Annotated in this window: 15 protein-coding genes and 1 tRNA gene; 11 read left to right on the top strand and 5 right to left on the bottom strand. The window is 41.5% G+C overall.

Annotated features, from left to right (window positions below):
• Nucleotides 1-125 precede the first annotated feature (125 nt).
• Nucleotides 126-1001, bottom strand: coding sequence for a nucleoside phosphorylase (locus IPJ86_12725; protein ID MBK7888111.1), 876 nt, complete (start codon nucleotides 999-1001; stop codon nucleotides 126-128).
• Nucleotides 1002-1054: 53 nt separating this feature from the next.
• On the opposite strand from IPJ86_12725, the gene IPJ86_12720 reads away from it, so the two are divergent.
• From IPJ86_12720 to IPJ86_12700, 5 genes are all read left to right on the top strand, one after another.
• Nucleotides 1055-1933, top strand: a complete 879-nt coding sequence (locus IPJ86_12720) for a universal stress protein (protein ID MBK7888110.1) — start codon at nucleotides 1055-1057, stop codon at nucleotides 1931-1933.
• A 12-nt stretch (nucleotides 1934-1945) separates the two neighbouring features.
• The gene (locus IPJ86_12715) at nucleotides 1946-2824 is read left to right on the top strand and encodes a universal stress protein (protein ID MBK7888109.1); all 879 of its coding nucleotides are present in this window, start codon (nucleotides 1946-1948) and stop codon (nucleotides 2822-2824) included.
• 66 nt (nucleotides 2825-2890) lie between these two features.
• Nucleotides 2891-4801 (top strand): RecQ family ATP-dependent DNA helicase, encoded by a 1911-nt coding sequence (locus IPJ86_12710; protein MBK7888108.1) that lies wholly within the window; start codon nucleotides 2891-2893, stop codon nucleotides 4799-4801.
• Complete coding sequence (locus IPJ86_12705) at nucleotides 4798-5430, top strand: DNA-3-methyladenine glycosylase (GenBank protein MBK7888107.1); 633 nt, start codon at nucleotides 4798-4800, stop codon at nucleotides 5428-5430. The genes IPJ86_12710 and IPJ86_12705 overlap by 4 nt, the downstream gene beginning before the upstream one ends.
• Nucleotides 5431-5455: 25 nt before the next feature.
• Nucleotides 5456-6250 (top strand): TIGR00159 family protein, encoded by a 795-nt coding sequence (locus tag IPJ86_12700; protein MBK7888106.1) that lies wholly within the window; start codon nucleotides 5456-5458, stop codon nucleotides 6248-6250.
• 1755 nt (nucleotides 6251-8005) lie between these two features.
• Here the strand turns inward: IPJ86_12700 and IPJ86_12695 are convergent.
• From IPJ86_12695 to IPJ86_12680, 4 genes are read right to left on the bottom strand one after another with little or no spacing between them, the layout of a single operon-like run.
• Nucleotides 8006-9031, bottom strand: coding sequence for a tetratricopeptide repeat protein (locus IPJ86_12695; GenBank protein MBK7888105.1), 1026 nt, complete (start codon nucleotides 9029-9031; stop codon nucleotides 8006-8008).
• Nucleotides 9032-9033: 2 nt separating this feature from the next.
• The gene (locus IPJ86_12690) at nucleotides 9034-9870 is read right to left on the bottom strand and encodes a hypothetical protein (GenBank protein MBK7888104.1); all 837 of its coding nucleotides are present in this window, start codon (nucleotides 9868-9870) and stop codon (nucleotides 9034-9036) included.
• Between the two features lie 7 nt (nucleotides 9871-9877).
• Nucleotides 9878-10441 (bottom strand): tetratricopeptide repeat protein, encoded by a 564-nt coding sequence (locus IPJ86_12685; GenBank protein ID MBK7888103.1) that lies wholly within the window; start codon nucleotides 10439-10441, stop codon nucleotides 9878-9880.
• A 10-nt stretch (nucleotides 10442-10451) separates the two neighbouring features.
• Nucleotides 10452-11258 (bottom strand): SDR family oxidoreductase, encoded by an 807-nt coding sequence (locus tag IPJ86_12680; protein MBK7888102.1) that lies wholly within the window; start codon nucleotides 11256-11258, stop codon nucleotides 10452-10454.
• A 92-nt stretch (nucleotides 11259-11350) separates the two neighbouring features.
• Between IPJ86_12680 and IPJ86_12675 the strand changes: the two genes are divergently transcribed.
• The 6 genes from IPJ86_12675 to IPJ86_12650 all read left to right on the top strand — a co-directional run bounded on the left by IPJ86_12675 (nucleotide 11351) and on the right by IPJ86_12650 (nucleotide 15433).
• Nucleotides 11351-12049, top strand: coding sequence for a hypothetical protein (locus tag IPJ86_12675; GenBank protein ID MBK7888101.1), 699 nt, complete (start codon nucleotides 11351-11353; stop codon nucleotides 12047-12049).
• A 32-nt stretch (nucleotides 12050-12081) separates the two neighbouring features.
• Nucleotides 12082-12516, top strand: a complete 435-nt coding sequence (locus IPJ86_12670; GenBank protein ID MBK7888100.1) for a hypothetical protein — start codon at nucleotides 12082-12084, stop codon at nucleotides 12514-12516.
• A gap of 128 nt (nucleotides 12517-12644) precedes the next feature.
• A tRNA-OTHER gene (locus IPJ86_12665) sits at nucleotides 12645-12716 on the top strand.
• 644 nt (nucleotides 12717-13360) lie between these two features.
• Nucleotides 13361-14113 carry a hypothetical protein gene (locus IPJ86_12660; GenBank protein ID MBK7888099.1) on the top strand — a complete coding sequence of 251 codons (753 nt, stop codon included), beginning with the start codon at nucleotides 13361-13363 and terminating at the stop codon, nucleotides 14111-14113.
• Nucleotides 14114-14432: 319 nt separating this feature from the next.
• Nucleotides 14433-14903, top strand: a complete 471-nt coding sequence (locus IPJ86_12655) for a hypothetical protein (protein ID MBK7888098.1) — start codon at nucleotides 14433-14435, stop codon at nucleotides 14901-14903.
• Nucleotides 14900-15433, top strand: coding sequence for a hypothetical protein (locus IPJ86_12650; GenBank protein MBK7888097.1), 534 nt, complete (start codon nucleotides 14900-14902; stop codon nucleotides 15431-15433). Before IPJ86_12655 ends, IPJ86_12650 begins: the two co-directional genes overlap by 4 nt.
• Nucleotides 15434-15483: the final 50 nt, after the last annotated feature.

Here is a 15483-nt window from a genome sequence, read left to right as displayed (position 1 = left end):
TTTAAATACCTTAAAAGCAGTACCGGCTTACAACAGAAATAAACAAAAATTAACTTAGGATCAGTGTTATCTTATTGATAATCAAATAACCTGTTAGAGGAAATGCTATCACAAACTATAAAATATTACAAAGTACTGAGGCGATCCAGCACCATTTTTATCAGCTTATGCATGGCTGATTCGGCATCAACTGAGTATTGTTGAGCAATCCGGTTGGCCACAATCACATTAACAGAACAGCAATGATGCCCGAGTAATTTAGCCAAACCGTACATCGCCCCTGTTTCCATTTCGAAGTTGGTGATGCGTTCACTTTCAAAACGGAAGGAACTTAAGCGCTCAATCATATCAGGCCTGGCCGGTTCAAGACGAAGCTGACGCATTTGAGGAGCGTAAAAGCCGGAACAGGAAGCTGTAATTCCTTTATGCATTTCGGGGGACAGTAAATCAATCAACCGTTCAGATCCTTTCGAAATATAGGGTTGAGCCAATATACCATGACTGGGATAGTGTTTTCTAAAAGCCTGAATTATACTATCTTCATAATCATCATTCTCCAGTTTATAGAAATTCATCAAACCATCCAGGCCCAGACCATATTCTGAACACACGAAACTATCGACCGGAATATCCTCCTGTAACGAACCTGAAGTACCAATTCGTACTAAAAACAATTTTTCAAATTCTTTCTTAATCGTCCGGGTAGGCAGATCTATATTCACCAATGCATCTAACTCATTGTATACTATATCTATATTGTCAGTTCCTATGCCGGTAGAGAGTACTGTCATTGTTTTCCCTTTGTAGGAGCCGGTATGAGAGATGAACTCTCTTTTTTGTTTTTTTACCTTTACCTGATCAAAATAGGCACTCACCATTGCAACACGGTCAGGATCACCTACGTTAATGACAATAGGAGCTAAATCGGACGGTAAAAGGTTCAAATGATAGACTCTTCCGTCTTTGTTTAAAATTAATTCAGATTCAGGTATTTGTGTCATAACTATTAATCAAATATTTTTGCAGTCAACAAATGTAATAGAAACCCAAGTAAATGACTAAGGAAAAGCGACATATAATAGTACCCATTGATTTCAGTGAACAGTCAACCATTGCGTTAAGTCAAACATACAATCTGGCGAGAATGTCGTCAGCTGATATAACCTTGCTTCATGTCATTGATGAAGCACTCTTCTCTTCTGTCCTCCATTTGTTCTCCTCCAAGGAAGATCAGGAAGAATTATTACGCTTAGGTATACAAACAAAGTTAAACGGTATGGCGAATGATGCCAAGGCTAAATCCGGACTTGAGTTTAACACCAGAATTGAAAAAGGAAAGATTTATGATGTTGTTGCCGAAGTGGCCAAAGAAATTAATGCTTCTTTTATCGTAATGGGTACATCGGGAGAGACCACCCTAAAGAAGAAATTTATCGGTTCTAACGCTATTCGTGTCATCAGTGATGCACCATGCCCGGTAATTACTATTAAAGGTAAGAAGCATAGATCGGGATGTAATACAATATTGCTACCTTTAGACCTATCTAAAGAGACTAAGGAAAAAGTGACGCAATGTATTGAAATTGCTCGTTTTTTTAATTCTACGGTAAAAGTGATGTCAGTGATTGATACAGAGGATGAATTCCTCATAAACAAGCTGGAGCGACAGATGGATCAGGTAGTAGCTTTTATAGCAGGCCATGAGATTGCATGTGCCGGGGAATTTTATAAGCATAAGGATATTTCTGAAGGTGTACTTGAATATTCAGATAAAATCAATGCTGACCTGATTATCATTATGACACAAAAGGAATCCGACTGGACTGTTTTTGTAAGTACTGAATCACAACAGATCATCAATAATTCAGAGGTGCCCATCTGTAGTATCCGCCCTATCGAACGCAAGGATACAACTGAATATGTAATTACTTAGAAACTATACGTTATGCAAAAAGACCTTAACATCAAAAAAATCCTTATTCCTTACGATTTTTCAGAGACTGCAGCCCTTAGTCTGGAGCATGCTATCTTCATGGCTAAATTGCTGAAAGCGGATATCTATCTCCTGCATATCGTTGAAGCAACTACATTTCCAAGTTCCATCTCTCATGCCTTCACGGGTTTTGAAAAGAAAGTAGAAGAAGCTTCCAATGAGAAGCTGAAGGAACTTGCTGATGAAATACATCGTCAACATGGCGTACAGGTTCAGATTATTACGGAAGTTGGTAAGATCTATAAGCGGATCGTTCACACAGCGAAGCAAGCTCATGTGGATATCATCATCATGGGCACGCACGGAGCAAGTGGCAGCAGTTATATCATCGGAAGTAATACCACGCGTGTAGTACAGGAAGCACCTTGTCCGGTGATTTCAGTGCAAACACATATCACCAAAGTGGGCTTTGCAAAAATTGCCTTGCCTATTGATGACAGCGCCGAATCCAGACAGAAAGTAAATTTCGCCCTGGAAATAGCGAAGCATTATAATTCAAGAGTAGTCGTAATCGGATTAATGAGAAACGGCAATGAAGATTATCAACGAAAATTCAAGATTAAGATTGAACAGGTGGAAGATTTTCTCTCTGGTCATGGCATCATTACAGAGTCGATTTATAAACAAGGAGACGATCTCGCTAAAAGTACTCTGCAGAGTTCAGCCGAAATTGAAGCCGACCTGCTGGTCATCATGACTGAGCAGGAACCTTCCATCACCGGATTGCTGATGGGCTCCTATGCTACCAAAGTCATCAATGGTTCTAAAATTCCGGTGATGACAGTGAGGCCTGCTGAAATTGATCCGGAGCGAATTACAGTCACCTTTTAATTCAAGACCCCTAATTTTAAAACATCGGCTTCAGATTATTGAGGCCGATGTTTTATTTTTATACCAATGAGTTTAATACATCAGGTCCTTTCTCAATACTGGGGTTATAACCGGTTTCGTCCTTTACAGGAGGAAATTATCCGATCTATCATTGATGGAAAGGATACGCTGGCTTTATTGCCTACAGGTGGTGGGAAATCCATTTGCTTTCAGGTGCCGGCTATGGCCATGCCCGGATTATGTTTGGTGATTTCTCCGCTGATCGCATTGATGAAAGATCAGGAGCAGCAACTCAGGGATAAGGGAATTCGCGCAGTGGCGATCACCAGCGGAATGAAAAAAGGGGAAGTGGAACTTGCTTTGAATAATTGTCAGCTCGGTGATTATAAATTTCTATATGTCTCTCCGGAGCGACTGTCATCAGAAAGGTTCAGAGAAGCTCTACAGGAGATGAAACTGAATTTAATCGCTGTCGACGAGGCGCATTGTATTTCTCAATGGGGTTATGATTTTCGTCCGCCCTACCTTCAATTGGCCGAGATCCGCTCAACCTTTCCTGACATCCCCATACTTGCACTTACCGCCTCAGCCACACCGGAAGTCCGGAAAGATATCTGCGAGAAACTTTTATTTAAAGACTTCTCCGTATTCACCAAGAGCTTTGCGAGACCTAACCTCTCCTATCTGGTGCGACTGGAGGAAAATAAATTCGCCCACTTGCTGAAAGTCTTAAAAAATGTGCCGGGCACCTCTATTGTTTATGTTCGAAACAGAAGAAAGACGATGGAGATTGCCACCGAGTTGAGGAAAATGCAAATCAGTGCCGATTACTATCATGCGGGACTGGACCATCAAACGAGAGAGGAACGACAGCAAGCCTGGAAGAAAAATGCAACACGAGTGATTGTAGCGACGAATGCTTTTGGTATGGGGATCGATAAACCTGATGTGCGTTCTGTTATCCATATGGACCTTCCGGATGATCTGGAAAGTTATTATCAGGAAGCAGGCAGAGGTGGAAGAGATGAGAAGCCGGCGTACGCAGTGGTTCTCTATGACAAGGCTGATCTCGCGGATCTCGAGCACCGTTGTATCGCTAACTTTCCGGAGAGAGAAGTCATCCGAAATGTGTACAAGGCCCTCTCGAATTTTCTGCAGATCCCTACAGGAGCAGGATTGGACATCAGCTACGAATTTGAACTCACCGTTTTCTGCAAGCACTATCAGTTTGAAACACTCCAGACTTTAAACTGTCTGAAAATTTTGGAAATGGCAGGCTACATCTCCATGAGTGATGCCTTTTACCATCCGGCCAGAGTTCGGATACTTGCACATCAAATGGAATTATATAAATTCCAGGTGGAACAACCTGCCTATGACCCTCTCGTAAAAGGTGTACTCCGCTCGTATGCGGGTACCTTTGATGATTATGTGCGCTTTAGTGAAACAGAACTTTCAAGAAGGACAGGGATAGAGGTTGAGGAACTGAAAAAGCAATTCATCTATCTCACTAAAATTGGAATCCTGGATTATATTCCCGTCACCATGAAACCCTCTGTCACTTTTCTGCATCGGAGAGTTCCCGAGGGTGAATTGTACATTCCTAAGGAAATTTTAGAACAACGTAAGCTGCGCTTTAGAATCAGAGCGGATGCTTTTCGTAATTTTTTAATCAATCCCCATCAATGCCGGAGCATTCTATTACTTTCTTATTTTGGAGAGAAGAATCTGCAGCGCTGCGGGACTTGTGATTTTTGCAGAGAGCGAAATAAACTTGCGCTGAATGATATGGAGGTTGAAACACTTTCCGAAAAAATTCATGAAGTGTTGCAACTTCATCCGCTTATTCCTGCTGAGCTTTCCAAAAAAATTCCGGATGTGCCTGTCGATAAACTGGAACCTGTCCTGCGATGGCTTTTGGATACCGGGGATCTGGGTTTGGATTTCATTGGAAGATTATATGTAAAATCGGAATGAAAAGGAAACTGGGGAAAGCATTTTATCAGCAGGAAGATGTAGTCGCCCTTGCAAAACTCCTGATTGGAAAGGTGCTTGTTTCCGCTGTGGACAATACCTGCTGCAGCGGTATCATCACGGAAACGGAAGCCTATAACGGAATTCATGATAAGGCCTCTCATGCCTACGGAGGAAGAAGAACCGCACGGACGGAGACGATGTATGCCACCGGAGGATGTGCCTATGTATATTTATGTTACGGCATTCATTCGCTTTTCAATGTTGTTACGGGAAAGGCCGATCATCCACAAGCCATACTCATCAGAGCGATACAACCGCTGGAGGGTATAGATCTCATGGAAAAAAGAAGGAAAATGAAAGCGATGTCAAGGAATTTTAGTAATGGTCCGGGGAAAGTCAGTGAAGCGATGGGTTTTCACTTTAGTCATTCCGGGATTTCACTTTTTGGGCAGCATATTTGGATAGAAGACAGGGGAATTAGCATTGAAAACCATCAGCTGGAGGTAACTCCGCGAATCGGGGTAGACTATGCCGCTGATGACGCACTTCTCCCCTGGCGTTTTGTTATAAAAGAAGAAATTAAACTGACGACATCTCCCCGATCTCGATCCGGTAGCCGTAAAAAATGATTAGTTTTGAGCGGTAGTACTAAAGATGGAAATATTTCATATCGGTTTTCTGAGTGTGCGTTTGCTGGATATCCTGGATATCCTGATTGTCGCATTCCTTCTTTATAAAATCTACCGCTTGCTAAAAGGTGGAGCCGCCATTAATATTTTCATAGGCATCATCGCCATCTATGTACTGTGGTGGTTGTTTGTAAAAATCCTGAACATGCAATTGCTGGGAGCCATTCTCGGACAATTCATGAGCATTGGTGTCATCGCGCTGATTATCGTTTTTCAACAGGAGATCCGACGATTCTTACTCGTCATTGGAAGCAATAGTTTTGCCGGTAAGGATAGTTTCACGCGCAAATTATTACCCTGGAACTGGCAGGCACCTGCTATCAGCAAACCCAATATCTCTCCTATCGTAAAAGCCTGCACATCCATGTCGAAGAATAAAACGGGAGCCATCATGGTCTTGGCACGCTCTTCCGATTTGAAATTTTACGAGCGCACGGGAGATATCATGGATGCAGAAGTTTCGAAACGTTTGCTTGAGAGTATTTTCTTTAAGAATAGTCCGATGCACGATGGTGCGGTCATCATTGAGAACAATAAAATCAAGGCGGCGCGATGTGTACTTCCTGTTACGGAGAACACCGATTTACCTGCTCATTATGGAATGAGACATAGAGCAGCGCTGGGAATTACTGAGCAAAGTGATGCCATTTCTATTATTGTCTCGGAAGAAACCGGAAATATTTCCATGGCTGTAGATGGAAAAATGCACTATAATATTTCGCCGGAAGAGTTGGAAGAGTTGTTGTCGAAGGAGCAATAATTCTTGTTGCTTCTCTTACTATTTCACCTTCGCCATTTCCGCTTTTTGAAAATACTGAATCGCTACTCGTTAACTTTGTCCTTCCACTTGACGCTAGTCATGTAATAGGCTTGTGATAATTTTCCTGACATGTACCTTTTAGTGCGGTGATTTCAAATTTGATTTACTAATGGATTTCCTGACTTCCACACTGCAACACCCTAAATTAAAATCCGAAAAGTTCTTTAACTATTTTCAGAGTAAGTTTTATTCGGAAGGCAGGAAAAGAATAACGTCAGCGCGAAGATGCTTATTCCCACGACATAATCCCTGTAGGGGCGGTATCTCTGTAACCGACAAACTGCCCCATCCCTTCAACCGCCTGCAGCCGACCATAGGTCGGCTGCAGGCATAGGTGGGTGAAGATGGTCTCCTCTTACAGAGATACCGCCCCTACAGGGCTTGTATATCTAAAAACTCCGGACTGCCAACTGTCGTCGGACACTTTGAGACATCTGTTAATTTAAAGCGTTATGCGGATTTTCTTTTATTGTAAATTTTATTGTTTAGTTCTGCGGAAGAAAGAAGGAACATTAATCTCTTCTGCCATTTTTAGTTTTTCACCTTCGCCATTTCCGCCTTTTGAAAATACTGATTCGCCATCTGCTCGTTTCATTTGTTCATTCAGGTAACTTCGATCATATAGTAGGCTTGCGATATTTTTCCTGACATGTACCTTTTAGTGCGGTGATTTCAAATTTGATTTACTAATGAATTTCCTGACTTCCACACTGCAACACCCTAAATTAAAATCCGAAAAGTTCTTTAACTATTTTCAGAGTAAGTTTTCTTCGGAAGGCAGGAAAAGAATAACGTCAGCGCGAAGATGCTTATTCCCTCGGCATAAGCCCTGTAGGGGCGGTATCTCTGTAACCGACAAACTGCCCCATCCCTTCAACCGCCTGCAGCCGACCTATGGTCGGCTGCAGGCATAGGTGGGTGAAGATGGTCTCCTCTTACAGAGATACCGCCCCTACAGGGCTTGTACATCTAAAAACTCAGGCCACTTACCACCCGTCGGACGCCTTGAGACACCTGTTAATTTAAATCGTTATGCAGATTTTCTTTTACTCATAAATTATACTTTTTTTTCTGCGGAAGTCAGGAGGAACATTAATCTCTCCTGCCATTTTTAGTTTTTCACCTTCGCCATTTCCGCTTTTTGTAAAAACCGATTTGCCATTTGCTCTTTTCATTTGTTCGTCCAGGTAACTTCGATCATATAGTAGGCTTGTGATAATTTTCCTGAATTGCACCTATTAATGCGGTGTTTTCAATTTCATTTTTCTAATGGATTTCCTGACTTCCAGACTGAAACACCCTAAATTAAACTCCGAAGAGTTCTTTAACTATTTTCAGAGTAAGTTTTCATCGGAAGGCAGGAAAAGAATAACGTCAGCGCGAAGATGCTTATTCCCACGACATAAGCCCTGTAGGGGCGGTATCTCTGTAACCGACAAACTGCCCCATCCCTTCAACCGCCTGCAGCCGACCATAGGTCGGCTGCAGGCATCATAGGTGGGTGAAGATGGTCTCCTCTTACAGAGATACCGCCCCTACAGGGCTTGTATGTCTAAAAACTCCGGACTGCCAACTGTCGTCGGACACTTTGAGACATCTGTTAATTTAAAGCGTTATGCGGATTTTCTTTTACTTGTAAATTTTACTGTTTAGTTCTGCGGAAGAAAGAAGGAACATTAATCTCTCTACTCATTTTTACTTTTTCACCTTCGCCATTTCCGCTTTTTGGAAATACTGATTCGCCATTTGCTCGTTTCCTTTGTTTTTCCAGGTCACACCAATCATATAATAGGCCTGTGCTAATTTAGGATCATAGAAGACGGCTTTCTCGAGGTAGACAAGGGCCTGGTCATATTGTCCGGCGACACCGTAACAGCTTCCTATATTCATATACGCATCCGCATAATCGGGTTTTAAGCGGACAGCTTCCGTATAGCGCTTTAAGGCCTCATTAAAATTTTGCATCTCAAAATAAACAGAACCTGAATTATTGTACACCACCGGATCGTATTTATTGTACTTCAAGGCTTCATCATAGTACTGCAATGATTCTTTGAAATTCTTTTTACGGTAGTAAGCGACACCCAACTGTGTCCAGGCATCGGCGAAAGGCGCATACAGTCCCACTGATTTTTTCAAGTGATAGATGCCGGCTTTCTCCACACTGTCGCGGGATGATTCCGGATAGGAAGCGATTGTTTCCGGTTTTACGAGAAGCAATCCCTGATAATAGTGCACGCGGGCAGAATTGGGAGCTGAAACAATTCCGGAAGCATAGAGCGTCGTATTGTCCTTCCATACCGGATTTCGCAGGATGGTCAGTATACTGAAGGCTCCAACGAGGACAATGGCTATTGCTGAAAGTCCGGGAGATAATTTTCCGATGGACTTCTCTCCTCCAAGCCTGCTGACGAGCACTGAAGAAACCGCCAGACAAAGACCAAAAGAAGGAGCATACATTAATCGCTCGCCATAATGCGTACCAATCAGCATAAAAATATTTGAGGAGACGGAAGCCGTAACGAAGAAGATGAACAGTGATGCACTTAATAAGCTTCTCTTCCTGAAACCCATAACAGCTGATACGAGAATTGCAGAGAGTACAATTGCGGAAATAATAAACGATAGATCCGAAACTTTCGCCGGTGATACCTGTGGGTAGGATAAATCAAAACTTAAATTTATGGGCAATACCAACTTCCATACATAGAGTCCGAGCATGGCTACTGCACGGGTAAATTTCGTAAAGGGATCCTTTTAAAAATCGTATCGGCATTCAGCACCTGGTGACGGATGAGAAAAAACAAGAGTAATGGAACCAACATGATAAGGGTACCTTTCAGTGATGTTTTGAAATCTTGTCCGTGAATGAACCAGGCCATCAACGGAAAGAGTACAATAAATGTCACGGCACTTTCCTTACTCAGGAAGGCGATGAAATAACAAATAACAGCTCCGACAACGGACATCGTTTTCCCGGATTTCGTATATTCCAGAAACAGATCCAGACTCAGCAGACAAAAAAGAAAAGCCAGAATTTCATCCAGACTTTTAATATTGGCCACTACTTCGGTGTGGATGGGATGAACAGCAAAAAGTGCAGCGGTAAGCAAGGCTACCTGCATTTGATTGGGCCGCCACTTCGCGGTAAAAGTATACACACGATAGCAGGTAAATGAAAACAGAGCTACATTCAGTACATGACCCGGTGTAGCGTTATCCGGCCACATCGCCCAGAAAGCAGCAAAGATGGCCTTCGTCAGCGGACGATAGAGTTCATCAGCCAAAAGAATATATCCATAGCGATAACTCGTTCTGAAAATCTCGCCGATGGCTGCCCATCCCTTCTGCGTACTTAAATTTTCGAGGATGGCAGCGTAATCATCGAGGGCGAAACCATGATTGAGCGTATTGGCATAGACGAAGAAACCCAGGATAGCCGGTAGCAAGGGCCACCATACCGGCACCTGTGATTTTGTCAATACAGAAGCTGGAGCCGACTTCATCTCTGCCTGAGCAGCCGCAAACTTCTCTCTCTTATTGGGTTTCTGACGCGCCATAAAAAAATTAATTTACGGAATTCGATACGGTATCCATTCCTGCATTATTCTTCTCGAACAATTCAATCAATGCTTCCGGACTCAGACTCAACTGTTGCAGCATCGTTCTTGCATCGCCTGCCAGTTCATGCTGAGGATAAGTATCAATAAATTTCTCATAATAATTTCTGGCCTTCGTCGTATCCCGCAAATGATTCTCTGCCACAAAACCCTGCAGGAACAAAGCGGCTGCTACTTTATTATAATTCGGATAACGTTGCACTCTGCCGAAGAGATCGAGGGCTTCATTAAACTTTCCGGTGGCGACATGTAACTCTCCCGCTTTAAACAAATAAGAAGGAGAAAGGGTATCGTCCTGGTATTCGTTCGCATATTTCAGGTAGAGGGCAATCAGTTGTTCCGCTTTCGCACGATCAGGAACAGGCATCGAATCGAAATTCAACGCGGCCTCTTCTTTTTCAATTTCCTTTTGCAAAGTCACCTGCGGACGCACACAGGAGCTAATAATAAATAAGAAGAGGATAAGCGTATAAGAAGTGATCTTCGAAGTACTCAACATATTTTTTTTCATTACGATTTTATCATTTGAAGGGAGACCCGGGTTCTTTGGCCATGTGTTTATACACCATTTTATCCAATCGGCCCGGGATAAATTTATTCAGAAACACCGTTAGTTTTCCATTGAAGGAAAGCACAAGGTCACGTTTCCGGTTTTGCACGGCTTTGAGGATATTCTCCGCTACTTCCTCCGAACTCATCATACCGGATTCCTCCCGCGGACTTTCTCCCTGCTGTGAACCATCTGCGGCCAGCGCGGAAGTTCTGATATCAGAGGCCGTAAATCCGGGACAAGCGACCAGCACATGTAAATCATTCTTCAGGTTCTCGGTGCGCAGGGTCTCCAGAAAACCTTCCAGTGCAAATTTGGAGGCAGAATAACCTGTACGTCCCGGCAAGCCCTTCTTTCCGGCAATAGAAGAAATGCCCACCACACTGCCCTTGCTTTTCAGCAGATGAGGCAATGCGAACTTCGTACAATACACGGCACCCCAGAAATTGGTATCCATTACCTTTCGCAGCACGTTCAGATCGAGGTCAGCAAACAAGGCCCGCATCGAAATGCCCGCATTATTGATCAGGACATCCACTGCACCAAACCGCTTCACCGTTTCATCCACCAGTTTCCGGCAATCTTCCTCCTTGCTGACATCACATTGCACGGAGAGCACCTGATGACCATTTCTGATCAGATCATCAGCCACGGCATCCAGTTTATCCAATCTCCGCCCTCCTATCACCACCTGATAACCGGCTTTCGCAAAGGCCACAGCACAGGCTTTTCCAATACCTGAACCGGCGCCGGTGATAATCACAGTTTTTTGTCCCACGATTGCAAAACTATTGAAAGGAATTAAAGAAGAAATATAATCTCCATTTTAAAGCATATCAAAACAGCAATTAGCTTTGCAAAAAAGAGAAGATGTACCTGTCTGAAGTCACTACCCCCGCTCATATACAGCGATTTCACGCTGTCCCTAAGGGAATTTATGCCAATGATCCTCACTGGGTTCCCTATCTGAAACAAGACATTGAGAAGTTATTCGACAAAGAGAAAAACAAGCTTTTCAGGGAAGGTGCGGAAGCGATTCGCTGGATATTATACGATGCCCAGGACAAGCCCATCGGACGCATTGCAGCATTTATCAATCCTAAAACCCTCGATACAAGTAATTTCAGGACCGGCGGGATCGGATTCTTCGAATGCATCGATGACCAGAATGCCGCCAACATCCTCTTTGATGCTGCGAAGAAGTGGTTAGAAGAGCGGAAGCTGGAAGCGATGGATGGCCCGATCAACTTCGGCGACAGGAACCAATTCTGGGGTTGTCAGGTCACGAATTGGGACGAGCCACCCATTTATCCGATGAACTACAATCCGCCCTATTACGCGGCGCTATTTGAGAATTATGGCTTTGGTATTTACTTCAGACAATACATGTACTGGAGAAGTGTGGAAATACCGGCCCAGCCCATCTTTCACCGGAAGTACAATGTCTTAAAAAATGACCCCGACTTCGATCTGAGAAACATGCGCGGAATGAAGCTCAGTGAGGTGGCGGAGAATTTCAAGGAGGTTTATAACGCTGCCCTGGGCGGGCATTCCATTTTAAAGACATGAGCAGCAGCGCGGCGCAGAAAATCTTCAAAGCCATGAAAGCCGCCATTGATCCCGATCTCATCATCTTCGCCTTTTACAAGGGACAACCGATTGGATTTTATATCAGTCTGCCCGAGTTAAACCAGATCTTCAAACATGTAAACGGCAACCTCAACCTCATCGGCAAGCTCAAATTCCTCTACCACAAGCTCCGTAAAACCCCCAACCGGATGACCGGAATAATTTTCGGTGTTTCCAGGGTCTGGCATGGAAGAGGCGTTGAAGCGGCGATGATCGTATTCGGAGAAAAAACCATCATACCGAAGGGAATTTACAAGGATACGGTCATCACCTGGGTAGGAGATTTCAATCCAAAAATGATGAAAGTCGCCCAAAATCTCGATACAACAGAATGGCGAAAGCTCCATACTTATCGTTATCAATTTGACCGAAGCAAGCCATTTGAACGCGCACCGATTGTTGAGTAGTATTGTAAATTACTGAATTACAACAACATATTATGTTCAGAAAAATACTTCCTCATTCCTTGTTCGATTAATAAAGGAAAAACTATTTTGCACCCGCTTTTAACGGTAACGTTAAGGCGAAAAACAATGATTCCGTAGCTCAGTTGGTAGAGCAATACACTTTAATGTATGGGTCCTGGGTTCGAGTCCCAGCGGGATCACAAGTGATCACCAAAAGCCGCGAATAGCGGCTTTTTATTGCGCAGCAATAAACTGGGACGAGAAGTTTATCCCGCTCACCTTTGGTGACGGGAAGTCCCGGCGGGATGTCTTTTCGATAAGACAAGTCATTTACAACCTGAAGTCTTAGCGGGGATTTGATTTTCAAGAAGAGTGTTTTGTTTTTGTGGATTTCCGGTGGAGTTTCAATGATCTGGAAGAAGAACAAATTCGAATACTGAAAACAGATTTAAAAAAATTTCATAAGAACGTGTTCTACCCTTCCATCGTCCCCTTCTTAATCTGTTAAATGATCAACCTATCCACTCTTTCCAAATCATCCGCATATTTACTTATACGTCCTACTTTTCCTGCTAAACGTAGATCTATGATTTTGTGAGGCAGGGTGGAAAAGTGAATGTTGGAAAAATCTTATTTATAATATTGTGATTCAATTATGTATATTTCTTGTTCAACAAACATGAACATATAGATAAAGTGAACAACCTTGTAATTAGTAAAATACTGAAGATTCAATTGATTTTCTTTTCTTTCGACGATTTGAGTTTTTAGATTCAAAGTGAAATAGTATTTTTGGATGAACTTTAATAATAACATATTATGAAAAAAAACTTTAATGTTGCTAATGTTTGGAATAATGTTTAGCGGATGCAGTAGCATTTACACCTATTATCAGGTTTATAAGGTAGAGAATGAAGGTGGCTCTCTAATGTCAAATGGTATCGTTTATGATGATGCAAATGCAAAAATCATTTATAATTTTTGGCAGGAAAATGGTAATCCGGGCTTTGTTTTTCATAATAAAACGGAAGGCGATATTACAATTGATTTAACAAAATCACATTTTATAATGAATGGTTTCTCCTCTGACTATTATCAAAACAGAGTCTTTACTAATAACCGTTCAAATGATATTATTGGAAGTCATTCTGTAATGTTCAGGGGGTATTATTCGTTAAAGTCCAATTTAAGAACTGTACAATCAACTTCTTCAACAGGCACAAATTATGTTGAAAAACCAACAATAGTTGTGCCCCCAAAAACTTCCGTTAACATTAGCGAATTTAATGTTTCGTCCAGCCGTTTCGTTCATTGTGATTTACCGAAAGCACCATCAATGAAGAAGGTTAAATCTGTAAAATTTGAAAAGTCCGGTTCTCCGTTTACATTTTACAACTTAATCACATACACTGCCGGTAGTACCTCAATTAAAGCAGAACATAGGTTTTATGTTTCTGAAATAACTAACTATCCTGAAAAGGGATATATGATAAAGAAAACGACCAGTGATTGCGGAACAAAACTTATGGAGCCGATTGAAGTATTTCCAAAGGCTGAGCCGAATGGTTTTTATGTGATGTATAGGGTTAGTAATTAAAAACGAAGAAATAAATAACCAAATTTTTGAGTAAGAATTAGGGTGAAAGTAAAACTGGAAGGCCCGTAAGGGTATTAATTAAAATGATAAATCTTCCGTTTACAAGAGGTACCATCGGGGTTTCAAAGATTTGGAGGATTTCTATTATTTTATTATATCCGGAAGAAAAGGTGTAATTTGTGCAATTCCTAACTTTTTTTGAATTTCGTTTTTATAATGAGTTGAATATCCATGTTTTAAGCATATACCTTTGTCAAATTCAATGTAATAATTCAATCAAATTAATTGACAAATATCATCAACTTTAGTATTTTTGCATATGTATGTTATTCAACAATCAACTGGCCAGCATATAGAAGTCGAAGTCTTACCACTTGATAAAAAGGATTATTCTGTGATTGCTATAAATACAGGATTTCAATTCAATTGGGAGATTGAAACAAATAGAATTTTTAAACTAAGTATAGTTAAAACAAAGGAGATTTTGGGTTTACTATCATTGAAAGTGATTCCTATTGAATTTCGAGTGCAAATTATGTTATTGGAAGTATCAATGGAGAATGTAGGAAAAAAGAAAATATATGAAAGAGTTGCCGGAATATTAATAGCCCACGCCTGTAGAGTTTCATACGAAGAAGGTTGTTTGGGATTTGTTTCACTGGTCCCGAAAACTATGTTACGAAAACATTACGCTGAAAAGTATGGACTTCTACCAATGGCCGATCATATGGCTTCAGATGGAAATAATTCCCGAAAATTAATCACTCACTATTTATTAAACGAAGAATGACAACTAAGAATAAGAAATCTGTTTATGAAGAACTTTCTAAGAAGTTTTCAGATGCTGAAATTGCAGAATCATTTGTCCTTCCACTTGATCTAACCCCTGAAGTAAAAGATAAGCAGGATAAGAACTTTATGGAATTGCGTTTGAAAAGGCTAAGTGAAATGACGGAAAAGGAGTATTTGCAAACTGAATTGATTCGATTGAGATTTCAAATAGAAAATTATATACATTCAAGCAAGTACGATGAAATAAAGAATTTTGGATACTTTCTGAATGAATATATTCACTCCATTAGAAAAACAAATACAGAATTTGCAAGGGATATTAGTTTACATACATCTACACTTAGCCGATTATTAAATAGCAAGGAGGAACCTAATAGTAAAATACTAATTAGATTGGAAATTCATTCCAATAATACTATTCCGGCTATACTTTGGTATCGAATTGTGAAAAAGCAAAAGGAGTTCGATTTAATGAATGATAAAAAAACCCGAGTTGAGGAGAAAAGGAAAGTGAGGAAGGCAATGTAATACCCCCACCCCATTCCATCCAAAAATACTATCTTACCCACCTGAAAGGG

This window comes from Bacteroidota bacterium (assembly GCA_016713925.1).
Lineage (GTDB): Bacteria > Bacteroidota > Bacteroidia > AKYH767-A > OLB10 > JAJTFW01.
This window is presented reverse-complemented; position numbering and strand designations above follow the sequence as displayed.

Bases quoted from the DNA above. Each gene is read 5' to 3' on its own strand.
- IPJ86_12725 (MBK7888111.1), bottom strand. From the start codon at position 1,001: ATGACACAAATACCTGAATCTGAATTAATTTTAAACAAAGACGGAAGA.
- IPJ86_12720 (MBK7888110.1), top strand. From the start codon at position 1,055: ATGACTAAGGAAAAGCGACATATAATAGTACCCATTGATTTCAGTGAA.
- IPJ86_12715 (MBK7888109.1), top strand. From the start codon at position 1,946: ATGCAAAAAGACCTTAACATCAAAAAAATCCTTATTCCTTACGATTTT.
- IPJ86_12710 (MBK7888108.1), top strand. From the start codon at position 2,891: ATGAGTTTAATACATCAGGTCCTTTCTCAATACTGGGGTTATAACCGG.
- IPJ86_12705 (MBK7888107.1), top strand. From the start codon at position 4,798: ATGAAAAGGAAACTGGGGAAAGCATTTTATCAGCAGGAAGATGTAGTC.
- IPJ86_12700 (MBK7888106.1), top strand. From the start codon at position 5,456: ATGGAAATATTTCATATCGGTTTTCTGAGTGTGCGTTTGCTGGATATC.
- IPJ86_12695 (MBK7888105.1), bottom strand. From the start codon at position 9,031: ATGCTCGGACTCTATGTATGGAAGTTGGTATTGCCCATAAATTTAAGT.
- IPJ86_12690 (MBK7888104.1), bottom strand. From the start codon at position 9,870: ATGGCGCGTCAGAAACCCAATAAGAGAGAGAAGTTTGCGGCTGCTCAG.
- IPJ86_12685 (MBK7888103.1), bottom strand. From the start codon at position 10,441: ATGAAAAAAAATATGTTGAGTACTTCGAAGATCACTTCTTATACGCTT.
- IPJ86_12675 (MBK7888101.1), top strand. From the start codon at position 11,351: ATGTACCTGTCTGAAGTCACTACCCCCGCTCATATACAGCGATTTCAC.
- IPJ86_12670 (MBK7888100.1), top strand. From the start codon at position 12,082: ATGAAAGCCGCCATTGATCCCGATCTCATCATCTTCGCCTTTTACAAG.
- IPJ86_12660 (MBK7888099.1), top strand. From the start codon at position 13,361: ATGTTTGGAATAATGTTTAGCGGATGCAGTAGCATTTACACCTATTAT.
- IPJ86_12655 (MBK7888098.1), top strand. From the start codon at position 14,433: ATGTATGTTATTCAACAATCAACTGGCCAGCATATAGAAGTCGAAGTC.
- IPJ86_12650 (MBK7888097.1), top strand. From the start codon at position 14,900: ATGACAACTAAGAATAAGAAATCTGTTTATGAAGAACTTTCTAAGAAG.